The 11,733-nt window shown below is 73.0% G+C and carries 11 protein-coding genes and 1 pseudogene; 5 read left to right on the forward strand and 7 right to left on the reverse strand.

Annotated features, from left to right (window positions below; translation table 11 throughout):
* Window positions 1-43 precede the first annotated feature (43 nt).
* On the reverse strand, window positions 44-2,164 hold the full coding sequence (locus tag ACZ4E1_RS37085; RefSeq protein ID WP_467547906.1) for a VMAP-C domain-containing protein: 2,121 nt from the start codon (window positions 2,162-2,164) through the stop codon (window positions 44-46).
* Window positions 2,164-2,601 carry a CU044_2847 family protein gene (locus ACZ4E1_RS37090; protein ID WP_467547908.1) on the reverse strand — a complete coding sequence of 146 codons (438 nt, stop codon included), beginning with the start codon at window positions 2,599-2,601 and terminating at the stop codon, window positions 2,164-2,166. The genes ACZ4E1_RS37085 and ACZ4E1_RS37090 overlap by 1 nt, the downstream gene beginning before the upstream one ends.
* Window positions 2,602-2,798: 197 nt before the next feature.
* On the opposite strand from ACZ4E1_RS37090, the gene ACZ4E1_RS37095 reads away from it, so the two are divergent.
* Window positions 2,799-2,981, forward strand: a complete 183-nt coding sequence (locus ACZ4E1_RS37095; RefSeq protein WP_019058231.1) for a DUF6104 family protein — start codon at window positions 2,799-2,801, stop codon at window positions 2,979-2,981.
* Window positions 2,982-3,084: 103 nt separating this feature from the next.
* Here the strand turns inward: ACZ4E1_RS37095 and ACZ4E1_RS37100 are convergent, their stop codons facing one another.
* Window positions 3,085-3,966, reverse strand: a complete 882-nt coding sequence (locus ACZ4E1_RS37100) for a hypothetical protein (RefSeq protein ID WP_467547909.1) — start codon at window positions 3,964-3,966, stop codon at window positions 3,085-3,087.
* A gap of 190 nt (window positions 3,967-4,156) precedes the next feature.
* Between ACZ4E1_RS37100 and ACZ4E1_RS37105 the strand changes: the two genes are divergently transcribed.
* The gene (locus tag ACZ4E1_RS37105) at window positions 4,157-5,041 is read left to right on the forward strand and encodes a DUF4097 family beta strand repeat-containing protein (protein ID WP_467547911.1); all 885 of its coding nucleotides are present in this window, start codon (window positions 4,157-4,159) and stop codon (window positions 5,039-5,041) included.
* 1 nt (window position 5,042) lies between these two features.
* On the forward strand, window positions 5,043-6,284 hold the full coding sequence (locus tag ACZ4E1_RS37110; RefSeq protein ID WP_467547913.1) for a PadR family transcriptional regulator: 1,242 nt from the start codon (window positions 5,043-5,045) through the stop codon (window positions 6,282-6,284).
* Window positions 6,285-6,638: 354 nt separating this feature from the next.
* Here the strand turns inward: ACZ4E1_RS37110 and ACZ4E1_RS37115 are convergent, their stop codons facing one another.
* From ACZ4E1_RS37115 to ACZ4E1_RS37130, 4 genes are all read right to left on the reverse strand, one after another.
* Window positions 6,639-7,274, reverse strand: coding sequence for a Clp protease N-terminal domain-containing protein (locus ACZ4E1_RS37115; RefSeq protein ID WP_467547926.1), 636 nt, complete (start codon window positions 7,272-7,274; stop codon window positions 6,639-6,641).
* Entirely contained in the window at window positions 7,274-7,483 is a 210-nt protein-coding gene (locus ACZ4E1_RS37120) for a helix-turn-helix domain-containing protein (protein ID WP_384620296.1), read from the reverse strand. Before ACZ4E1_RS37120 ends, ACZ4E1_RS37115 begins: the two co-directional genes overlap by 1 nt.
* A gap of 91 nt (window positions 7,484-7,574) precedes the next feature.
* Window positions 7,575-8,537 carry a zinc-binding dehydrogenase gene (locus ACZ4E1_RS37125; protein WP_399131164.1) on the reverse strand — a complete coding sequence of 321 codons (963 nt, stop codon included), beginning with the start codon at window positions 8,535-8,537 and terminating at the stop codon, window positions 7,575-7,577.
* Window positions 8,538-8,788: 251 nt separating this feature from the next.
* Window positions 8,789-10,003 (reverse strand): NAD(P)-dependent malic enzyme, encoded by a 1,215-nt coding sequence (locus tag ACZ4E1_RS37130; protein WP_467547916.1) that lies wholly within the window; start codon window positions 10,001-10,003, stop codon window positions 8,789-8,791.
* Between the two features lie 555 nt (window positions 10,004-10,558).
* Here ACZ4E1_RS37130 and ACZ4E1_RS37135 point away from each other — a divergent pair.
* Window positions 10,559-11,524: an ABC transporter substrate-binding protein gene (locus ACZ4E1_RS37135; RefSeq protein WP_467547918.1), complete on the forward strand. Its 966-nt coding sequence runs from the start codon at window positions 10,559-10,561 to the stop codon at window positions 11,522-11,524.
* A 41-nt stretch (window positions 11,525-11,565) separates the two neighbouring features.
* Window positions 11,566-11,733 (forward strand): annotated as a pseudogene (locus ACZ4E1_RS37140) (amino acid ABC transporter permease); the annotation flags it as partial.

Consider the following 11,733-nt stretch of genomic DNA (forward strand, 5'->3'; position numbering starts at 1 on the left):
CGCCGGGCCCTCCCATCGGATTCAAGTCGGCGTGAAGGCATCGCTACGGCGGCGGTTCGAAGGGCCGGGCCGAGGCGGCGGGCAGCGGGTGGTCCGGGCTGTCGTAGAAGAGGATCAGGCCGCGCAGCCAGTCCGTGCCGGCGGCGCCGTTGCGGAGTTTCCACAGGCGGCCGGGCAGGGTGCGGACGGATTCGCCGGGGCGGTCGAGCAGAGTGGTGACGCCCTCGTGGAAGCCGTCGCAGGCGTCGCCGCAGCCGTCCTCGTCGCCGTGCCCGTCGGCCCGCCACAGGGCAACCGGGTAGCCCAGGCCGACCGCGCGCTGGACCGCGACGTGGCCGGAGCCCGCCGTCACGCGCTGGCAGAGCACCGGGACCGAGTCGTGCGGCGCGCTCTTCAGCTGGGCGCGCCGCAGCGGCACCGGCGGGCCGGCGGGACGCAGCAGCCGCAGCCGCTCGGCCCGGTGCAGTCCGCGCCAACGGGCGCGCCACTGCTCGGCGACGTCGGCGGCGTCGACCAGCTGGGCGCGGCGCTCGATGTCGCGCAGCATCACGGGGCGGTCGATGCCCATGGGGCTGTGCGGGGCGCTGGGCCGGGCGTCCTCCCGTATCTCCCACTCGGCGACGGCGGCGGCGAACTCGCTCCCGGGCAGGGCCACTTCGAGGGGCACGGGATCGTCGTCGGCCCGGGTCGCGTCGGCGGCCTCCAGTACGCCGACCAGCGCGTCGAGCGCACTCTCGCGGGCCTGCTCGAAGGGCTGTCCGTCGGTGGGCGGCGTCCTGGCGAGCTCCCAGCGGCCGTCCTCGTACCCCTTGTAGAGGGACCAGACGTACTGCTGCACCTCCTCCTCGCCCTCGTCGAAGTACGGGGTCGACGGCGCGTGGTCGAACTCCAGGAGGACGGCGCGCGGGCGGGGGCGCAGGGTGCCGAGCTGTCCGCGCTGTCTGGCGTCCAGGGCGTGGCCGCGCTTCATGACGGACTCGTAGAGCTCACGCGCGCGTGCCGCGGCTTCCGGTTCGGCGGAGTGCTTGGAGATCCACTTCGCGACGAGGACGAGATAGCCGAGGTGCACGGCGAGGTCGCCCTCGCCGCCGAAGCCGTGCAGCATGCCGAGCCCGTCGCGCCAGCCGACGGGGGCGACGGAGTGGGCCACGGTCCGGTCCAGGGCCTCGGCCGCGAGTTCGCGCACGGTCGCGGAGGTGCTGGGCGGGGGCATCGCGCCGAGCTGGTGCAGGGCCTCCAGTCGGTCGAGCACGCCCCAGGAGCCGCGCCGCCTGGGCAGCGCGCGCTGGGCGTCGACCCAGGTGGGTTCGCCGTTGCCGTGCTCGGGGTGCTGGCGGTGCCAGTGCCAGTCGTCGTGCCGCCGCATCAGCTCCCCGTACGGGTCGGGGCCGAGGTCGGGGGCGCCGTCGAGGTGCGCGTCGGCGGTCAGCGCGCGTAGGCCGCTCACGGCGACGGCGATCCCGGAGCCGCCTTCACGGAAGCGCGCCTTGACGATGCCGACGATCTCGCCGCGCTCCAGGTCGACGAGCGGCCCGCCGGAGGTGCCGGGGCGCATGTCGGCCCGCAGCTCGAACTTGATCCGGGTGCCCGTCGTGCCGCCGTAGCCGCACGAGAGGCTCTCGGGTTCGCTGTGTCCGGGCACGCCGGAGGGGTGCGCGAAGCGGCCGACGATGCCGCCGCTGCCGAACTCGCCCGGGGGCCGGTCGGTGAGCCAGGCGCAGCGCTCCCGGTCCATCGGGTCGAGCAGGGCGACCAGCGCCAGGTCGGGGCCGCTCTTCTCGGTGTCCGGGGTCGCCATGTCGGCCTCGGAGACGAGGAGGTCGGTGGCGCTGTCGGGGCCGTGCGGGCCGGACCGGGCGGCCCGGGGCAGCGGCATCGAGTACGCGACCCGGCCGCGCAGCACGCGTCCGTCCACGTACACGCCGACGTCGGTGCCGTCGGGGCGCACGGCACGGCGGGCCCGCCGTCCCGGCCCGTCGACCAGCACATGGGCGCAGGTCAGCACCCAGCCCGGGGCCACGAGGAACCCGCTGCCCCACAGGGCTCGCGCACCGCGCTGGGCGACGATCGGCAGCCCGTCGTCCGAGGGCGGCGGCGCCCCGAGCCCCACGGTCGCCTCCTCGGTCAGCTGCCAGAGCTCGCCGCGGTCCGGAGGGGTCGCCATCAGGCCCCGGCCCGGCTGTCGCCCTCCTCGGCACCTTCGCCCGGGGCGGGTCCGGGTACGGGTACGGGTGCCGGGCCCGCGTCGGTGTCGGCCCGGCGGTCGGCGTGGTGCCAGGTCAGGGTGATCGACAGATTGGCCTTCGCCTCGCCGTCGGCGAGCACCGCGACGGCCTTGCCCGGCTTGGCGCTGACCTCGATGCCGAACGTCACCGCCGTCTCGTCCGGCGCGACCGCCGCCGTGGCCGTACGGACGGAGCGGGCGACGCCCTCGACGGTCTCCTTCAGGCCCTCGACGCGGGTGACCACGTTCTCCCACAGGCCGACGTCCTCGTAGAGGTCGTCGTAGTCGTCCTGCCCGCCGAGGCGCGGCAGGTTCGAGGCCCGGACCCAGACCTCCGTGCCGTCCGGCAGCCGCACCGGCCGTATCGCGTCCCCCATGGCGCACTCCCCCGTCGCCGCGGCGCACCATTTCCCGTACGCCCCACCGGTATTGATGAGCCATCAGGCTAGCTCGCGGGGGCGGCCGGGGCGAGAGCGCACGGTCGTCGCCCGGTGCCCGTCCGTGACCCGCCGGGCCACGCCTATCCTGGCAGGGACAACGCACCACGAGCAGGACGAGCAGCACGGAGCACCCCTTGTACTTCACCGACCGTGGCATCGAAGAGCTGGAGAAGCGGCGCGGCGAGGAGGAGGTCACCTTCGAGTGGCTGGCCGAGCAGCTGCGGACGTTCGTCGATCTGAACCCGGACTTCGAGGTGCCGGTGGAGCGCCTGGCCACGTGGCTGGCGCGGCTGGACGACGACGAGGACGACGAGTAGGACTCCGCCGGGGCGCGTACGGGGCCGGGGCGCGTACGAGGCCAGGGCACGTACGAGGCCAGGGCGCGTACGAGGCCGGGGGCGTACGGGGCCGGGGCGGGTGTCAGTCGCGGGCCGAGCGCATCCGGTCGTACGCGAGGCCGAGCGCGCCGTGCGCCAGCAGCACCGCGCCCGCCGTGAGCCAGCCCCCGCTGCGGCGGCGCAGGCCGTACAGGGCGAGCGGGAGACCGGCCGCGAGCTGGGCGGCGGCGATGCAGCGGGCCTTGGGGCCGCGCAGCCAGGGGCCGATGCCGGTGCCCTCGACGACATCGAGTTCGGCGTGCATCGCGTCGCGCCAGCCGGACCAGGAGACGGGCTCGGCGTCGGGCTGGATCCGCGCGGCCTCGCGCAGCCGGTCGGCGGGTTCGCCGGGGGTCAGGCCCGCGGGGAGGACGAGCCCGGTGCGGCGGAGCACCGCGAGCAGGCCGAGCATCCTGGCCCGGGCGTCGGAGCCGCTGTCGGGTGCGGTGAGCGCGTCGAGCGCCTGCATGTCGAGTACGGGGTCGAGCCCGAGGCGGGCGGCGAAGGTCCGCATGGCCTCGTCCTCACCGGCCGGGGTGCCGTTCGCGAGCCATACGTAGCCGACGGGGCGGCGGAATCCGGAGGCGAGCGTGAAGCCGCTGCGGTCCGCGTCCCACCACAGCGCGAGCACGGGCCAGGGCGCGCCGACGGCGAGGGCGCCGGCCCAGCCGCCGAGGATCCGCTCGATCGGTTCGCCGGTGCCGTCCGTGCCAACTGTGCCTTCCGCGCCAACCGTGCCGTCCGTGCCCCCGGCGGTGTCCGCGCCGTCCAGCCAGGGCTTGGTCTCCGGTACGAGGACGCTCCAGCCGCGCCCGGCCTGCGCGAGGAGCATGCGGCGGCGCAGCAGGTGGGCGGCGGGGCCGACCACGGCGGGTTCGGCGCGGCACAGCAGCAGGGCTCCGGCGGGTTCCGGGGACGACGACATGGGCTCACGCTAGGTCAATTTGTCAGCGTTCGGCCATAAATGACGGCCGGGCGGGTGGGCGGTGAGGCATCGCTCGTGCGGGTGAGCGCGATGGACCGCCGCCGCGACAGTCTTGACTTCCCGTATCCGCGATATATCGTGTTTGACAGAGGACGCGATATGGCGCGTTCACGGTGGAGGAGGTCGCACCATGCCCGAGTGGTCCGTCGCGGAGCCGCAGAAGCTCGTCTTCGACGAGCCGGTGACGGCGCTGCATGTGCGCGTGGTGAACGGAATGGTGAACGTGGTGGGCGCCGACGAGCCCTCCGCCCGCCTGGAGGTCTCGGAGATCGAGGGACCGCCGCTGACGGTGACCCAGCAGGGCGGGACACTGTCGGTCGTATACGACGACCTGCCCTGGAAGGGCTTCCTCAAGTGGCTCGACCGCAAGGGCTGGCATCGCAGCGCGGTCGTCACGCTCACCGTGCCCACGGGGACACGGGTCGAGGTGGGGGTGGTCGGGGCCGGCGCGGTGGTCTCCGGCATCGAGGGGCACACGGAGATCAAGGGCGTCTCCGGCGACACGACTCTCGTGGGCGTGACGGGCCCGGTGCGCACGGGCACGGTCTCCGGCAGCGTGGAGGCCCAGGCGGTGACGGGCGACCTGCGGTTCAGCTCGGTCTCGGGCGATCTGACCGTGGTCGAGGGCTCGGGTTCCTTCGTGAAGGCGGACACCGTCAGCGGCGCGATGATCGTGGACCTGGACCCGGCGGGCCCGACCGACGTCACCCTCACCAGCGTGTCCGGCGAGATCGCCATCCGCATCCCGCACCCGGCGGACACGGAGGTGGAGGCGAACACGACGAGCGGCGCGGTGTCCAACGCCTTCGACGGCCTGCGCGTCTCCGGCCAGTGGGGCGCCCATAAGATCACCGGGAGGCTCGGTGCGGGCACCGGCAGCCTCAAGGCGACCACGGTCTCCGGCTCCATCGCGCTGCTGCGCCGGCCTCCGGGCGAGGACGACCCGTCCGACGGGGGGACCGGGCCTCACACCCCCGCCGACGACACCGGCGACGCTGACAAGAAGGTGCTCTGACATGCCCCCCGTCTTCGCCCACGGCCGCCTGCGCCTGTACCTCCTCAAGCTCCTCGACGAGGCGCCGCGCCATGGCTACGAGGTGATCCGGCTCCTGGAGGAGCGCTTCCAGGGGCTCTACGCGCCGTCGGCGGGCACCGTCTATCCCCGGCTGGCCAAGCTGGAGTCCGAGGGGCTCGTCACCCACACGACGGAGGGTGGCCGGAAGGTCTACGCGATCACGGACGCGGGCCGCGCCGAGCTGGCCGACCGCAGCGGGGAGCTGGCCGACCTGGAGCTGGAGATCCGCGAGTCGGTGGCCGAGCTGGCCGCCGAGATCCGGGACGACGTGCGGGGCGCGGCGGGCGATCTGCGCCGCGAGGTGCGGGCCGCGACCTCTCAGTCCGGCGGCGCCCGGGGCACCACCGCCGGCCCCGGGCTCGGCCTCGGCGGCCTGGGGGACGTCACGGACCACGAGTCCTGGCGGGCCGCCAAGGAGGAGCTGCGCCGGGCCAAGCAGGAGTGGAAGGAGCAGGCGCGGCGCGCGAAGGACGAGAGCCGCCGGGCCCGCGAGGAGGCCCAGCGGGCACGCCGCCAGGCCAAGGAGACGCAGGACAAGGTGCGGGCGCAGGCGCAGGAGGAGTTCCAGCGCATGGCCAAGCGGGTGCAGGACCAGGTGCAGGACCACTTCGCGCGGGGCGACTGGCCGACGGGGGTCCGCGAGGGGCTCTCCGAGCTGGCGCGGGAGTTCGGCGAGTTCGGCAAGACCTTCGGCAAGGAATCGGGGCGCCCCAGGCCTCAGGGCGAGGCGCCCGGCGCCGACGGGGGTACGGGTGCCGGCTCGGCCGCGGGTGCGGGCGGGGGCGCGGGGGCCGGCGGGGGTGCGGGCCCGGACTCGGGTGCGGGTGCGGGCGCGGGTGCGGGTGCGGTTACGGGTGCGGGCGCGGGCTCGGCTGCGGGCTCCGGCACCGGGCCGGGCTCCGGCAGCTCCGCGGATTCCGGTGCCGCCGGTGCGGCCGGTCCCACGTATCGCCCGGCGTCGGAGGAGATCCCGGTCGAGTACCTCCCGTCCTGGGCCACCGCTGAGGACAGCACGGGTGATCCGGCCCGCGATCTGGACCGCCTCCTGGACCGTTTCCGCGACGACATCCGCGACGCGGCCCGCGACCGCGGGGTCTCCCCGGCCCAGCTCCAGGAGGCCCGCCGCCGCCTCTCGGAGGCAGCGGCCCACATCGGATCGGCGCTCAGAGCTCCGCGGCAGTAGGCGCCGGGGGTCGGGGCGCCGGGGCGCCGGGGCGGTGATTCAGGCCCGCCTCGCCGGACCGGCGGGGCTCGGGGGCTCGGGGGGCTCAGGGGCCCGGGGGCTCAGGGACTCGGGGACTCAGGGGCCCGGGGACTCGGGGCCTCAGGGCCTCAGGGACTCGGGGGCTCAGGAACTCGGACCAGCGGTACGACGGGCCGAAAGCCCGTACGGCACCGACACCGCCATCCCCGGCCTGCACCTCAGCCCGCCTCACCCCGCACCCCTCCAGCCCACCCCAGCCCGTCTCACCCCGCACCTCTCCAGCCCACCTCAGCCCGCCTCACCCCGCACCCCTCCAGCCCACCCCAGCCCGTCTCACCCCGCCGCCTCCCCCGGCTCGCCCCCGCGCTCGCCCCCGTCCGAGTCCCCGCCCGGGGCACCGCCCGGGGCACCGCCCAGGGCACCGCCCGAGGTCGTGCCGTAGAGCACCCGCTCCACTCCGGAGGCCGTCACCCCGTGTGCGGCCAGGACCTCCATGGCCGTGCCGGGGCGGGTCGCGAGGGCGAGGAGGAGGTGCTGGTCGCCGATGGAACGGTCGCGGTGGGCCAGGGCGATCCGCAGGGAGGACTCCAGGACACCCTTGGCCTCCTTCGTGAACGGGCGGCGCCCGCCGAGCCGCCGGCCGCCGGTCAGGGCGCCGACGCCATGGGTCTCCTCGACGCGGGAGACGATCTCGTCGAGGTCGATGCCGAGCCCGGCGAGGGCCTCGGCGTCCGCCTGCGAGAGACCGGCCCGGCGCCGTGCCTCGCTCAGGCCCCGTCCGATCGCCGCGCGCCGCGCATCCGTGGCGGCGCCGAGCGCCCCCAGGGCGAAGGCCGCCCGGGTGCCGCGGGCCTCCAGGAGGGCGAGCAGCAGATGGCCCTCGTCGACGCGCGGGGCACGTTCCTGTTCGGCCTGGTCGACGGCGCCCCGCACCACGTCGCGGGCACCTTTGGTGAACCGTTCGAACATCATCGCCTCCCGTGCTTCTTGTGCACGGCCTGCCGGCTGACTCCCAGCTCGGCCGCGATCTCCTGCCACGACCAGCCCTGATGGCGCGCACTGCGCACCTGTACCGCTTCCAGCTGTTCCAGCAGCCGCCGCAGCGCGGCGACCGCCCGCAATCCGACGCGCGGGTCGCGGGCGCCCGCCTGCTCGGCGAGATCCGTTGCCTCGGTCATGATGTCAATGTAGGTTGACGTCGCTCGGGCGTCAACCACAGTTGACATGCCGGGTACGGAAAAGGGGCGCCCACACGGACGCCCCTCCTGGTCAGACGGTGAGAACGACCTTGCCGAACAGGTCGCCGCCCGCCATCTTCTCGAAACCCTCGCGGGCCCGGTCGAGCGGCAGGACCTCGTCGATCACCGGGCGCACTCCGGTCGCGGCGCAGAAGGACAGCAGGTCCTCCAGCTCGTCCTTGGAGCCCATCGTGGAGCCGACGACCTTGAGCTCCAGGAAGAAGATGCGGTTGAGCTCGGCGGCCGGCGGGTTCGGGCCGCTGGTCGCGCCGGAGATCACCAGCGTGCCGCCGGGCCGGAGGGACTTCACCGAGTGGGACCAGGTCGCGGCGCCCACGGTCTCGATGACGGCGTCCACCCGCTGCGGCAGCCGCGCCCCGGACTCCAGCGCCTCGACGGCCCCGAGTTCCAGGGCCCGCTTGCGCTTGGCCTCGTCGCGGCTGGTCGCGAAGACACGCAGCCCGGCCGCCTTGCCGAGCGCGATCGCGGCCGTGGCGACTCCGCCGCCCGCACCCTGCACGAGGACCGAGTCACCGGGACGCACCCCGGCGTTGGTGAAGAGCATCCGGTACGCGGTCAGCCAGGCGGTGGGCAGACAGGCGGCCTCCTCGAAGGAGAGCTCCTTCGGCTTGGGCAGCACGTTCCACTCGGGCACGGTGACCTGCTCGGCGAAGGTGCCCTGGTACTTCTCGGTGAGGATGGACCGGCGCTCGCGCGGCCCCACCCCGTGACCGGTCTCGCCGATCACCGAATGGAGTACGACCTCGTTGCCGTTCTGGTCGATCCCGGCGGCGTCGCAGCCCAGGATCATGGGCAGCGCCTCCTCACCGAGTCCGACCCCGCGCAGGGACCACAGGTCGTGATGGTTGAGCGAGGCGGCCTTGACGTTCACGGTGGTCCAGCCCGGCCGGTCGGCGGGGGCGGGCCGCTCCCCCAGCTCCAGTCCGTTCAGCGGCTGATCACGGTCGATACGGGCAGCGTAGGCGGCGAACATGGCCCCGACGATAGGCCCAGCGCCCCGGCCGGGGAACCGTCCGCCGCTGTGACACACGCCCTCTGGCGCAACGCGTCGACGCGGCGTTACGAGCGGGAGCGGTCATGAGACGCGCGCAGGAGCGGTCATGGGAAGCGCGCAGGAGCGGTCAGGGAACACGGGGCGGCGCGGGCATGGAAAAGGCCCCGCCGGAGCGGGGCCTCGACCAGGAAGCGGACGATCCGCCAGAGCGCGGACGGTCCGCGACGACGCTAGCGCCGCGCCACACCCTCGGCGCGAGCGGCGGCGGCGACGGCGGCGGTGACGGCCGTGGCCACCCGCTCGTCGAACGGCGACGGGATCACGTAACCGGCGGCGAGCTCGTCACCCACGACGTCGGCGATCGCGTCGGCGGCGGCGATCTTCATGCCCTCGGTGATCCGCGAGGCCCGCACCTGGAGGGCGCCCGCGAAGATGCCCGGGAAGGCCAGCACGTTGTTGATCTGGTTCGGGTAGTCCGAACGCCCGGTCGCGACGACGGCCGCGTACTTGTGGGCGATGTCGGGGTGCACCTCGGGGTTCGGGTTGGCCATCGCGAAGACGAAGGCACCCGGCGCCATCGAGGCGACCGCCGGCTCGGGGACCGTACCGCCGGAGACACCGATGAACAGGTCGGCGCCCGCGAGTGCGTCCTCCAGCGTGCCGGACAGGCCCGCCTTGTTCGTGATCTCGGCGAGCTCGCGCTTGACCGGGGTGAGGTCCTCACGGTCGCGGCTCACGATGCCCTTGCGGTCGGTGACGGCGACGTCGCCGAGGCCGGCCTCGAGCAGGAACTTGGCGATCGCCACGCCCGCCGCACCGGCGCCGGAGATCACACCGCGCAGCTCGCCGAGCTCGCGCCCGCTGAGCTTCGCCGCGTTCTTCAGCGCGGCGAGGGTGACCACGGCGGTGCCGTGCTGGTCGTCGTGGAAGACCGGGATGTCCAGTCGCTCCTGGAGCCTGCGCTCGATCTCGAAGCACCGCGGCGCCGAGATGTCCTCGAGGTTCACACCGCCGAAGGACGGGGCGAGGCGCACGACGGTGTCGACGATCTCGTCGACGTCGGTCGTCGAGAGAGCGAGCGGCACGGCGTCCACGCCACCGAACTGCTTGAAGAGAATGGCCTTGCCCTCCATCACCGGGAGGGAGGCCTCGGGACCGATGTCACCGAGTCCCAGGACGGCCGTACCGTCGGTCACGACCGCCACGACGTTCGACTTCCACGTGTAGTCGTGGACGAGCTCCGGCTGCTCCGCGATGGCGTTGCACACCTTCGCGACGCCGGGCGTGTACGCCAGGGACAGGTCGTCCTTGTCGCGGACCGGCACGGTGGCCTGCACGGCCATCTTGCCGCCGCGGTGCAGCGCGAATGCCGGGTCGAAGGGCTCGTCAGTGCCCTCGTTGCCCGTATTGGCGTCGCTGCGAGGATTGACGATCTCCGCTGCCACTTTTCTGACCCCTTAAGTCTTATTGCTTCAGTTGAGGGTGGGTCCGTTCCTGGTGAGGAACGGGCGGGACCGCGTACGACCCGGCCGGTCCGTTTGTGACCGGCCGTGCGGGTGCGTACACGACGGGCGCGCCGCACGCGCGCCCTGTGCCCCGGATGAGGGGTGTAAAGGACCTTCTTACCTGACCGACGGGGCCACGGACGACCCCGTACGTGATCGATCACGCCTCGGTGACATGACTCATAGCCGAATGTCTGGACAATTCAACAAGTCGAACGCGAGGCGGGCGAGGGGTCGCCCGAATGGTGAGACGAGGGGCGGTCCACCGAAGAATCTGCGGCCCCGGGGCTGCGGATCGGCAGAAGATCCAGCCCCATGCGCCCTGCAACGCCCGCCTGTTGCGATCTTGGACGACCCGTTATCCGATTTTGACATCGCAGACCCCCTGAATCGGGCAGTCCGAATGGCAAGATGCCGTAACCACGCGAGGTCGCGATGCTCGACACCATGTGCGACCACACGGCTTTTTCCCTCACCCTGCCGGAGGAACCAAGCATGACCGCAAGCACCACCCGCCGCACGACCGCGACGTCCGCGAAGTCCCGGATAGCCGCGATCGGCGCGATCGCGGTCGCCGGCACCCTGCTGCTGACCGGCTGCGGCGACCAGACCAAGGACAAGGACGCGGGCTCCGGCACCGCCTCCACCAAGAACGCGCCGCTGGCCGACAAGCTGCCCAAGGAGATCCGCGACAAGGGCGTCATCCGGGTCGGCTCGGACATCGCCTACGCCCCGGTGGAGTTCAAGGACAAGTCGGGCAACGCGATCGGCATCGACCCCGACATCGCCGCCGCGATGGGCAAGCAGCTCGGCGTGAAGTTCGAGTTCGAGAACGGCACCTTCGACACCCTGGTGACGGGTCTGCGCTCGAACCGCTACGACATCGCCATGTCGGCCATGACCGACACCAAGGACCGCCAGAACGGCGTGGACTCGGACACCGGCAAGAAGGTCGGCGAGGGCGTCGACTTCGTCGACTACTTCAACGCGGGCGTCTCGATCTACACCCCGAAGGGCAAGACCCAGGGCATCAAGACCTGGGACGACCTGTGCGGGAAGAAGATCGTCGTGCAGCGGGGCACGGTCTCCCACGACCTCGCCAAGGCCCAGGCCAAGAAGTGCCCCAAGGGCAAGACGCTGGGCATCCAGGCCTTCGACGACGACCAGCAGGCCCAGACCCGCCTGCGCTCGGGCGGCGCGGACGCCGGCTCCTCCGACTTCCCGGTCGCCGCGTACGCGGTGAAGACCACGGGTGGCGGCAAGGCCTTCGAGATCGTCGGCGACCAGGTCGACGCGGCCCCGTACGGCATCGCCGTGGCCAAGAACCAGACGCAGCTGCGCGACGCCATCAAGGACGCGCTCGACGCGATCATCAAGAGCGGCGAGTACGACAAGATCATCGCCAAGTGGGGCGTCGAGGCGGGCGCCGTCAAGGAAGCCACCGTCAACGGCGGTAAGTGACCACGCACCTCGGTCGTAGAAGTCGTTGAAAGGCAAGATCCGTGTCTGTTGACATCGAGAAGACGGGCGGCGGTCCTGAGGACACGCCGCCGCCCGCGACCGCGCCGGAAGCCATCAGGGCGATTCCGGTCCGGCATTACGGGCGTTACCTGGCCGCGGTGGTCGCCCTGGCGTTGCTGGGTTCGATCATCTATGCCTTCGGGCAGGGC

This window comes from Streptomyces sp. NPDC025806 (assembly GCF_055558275.1).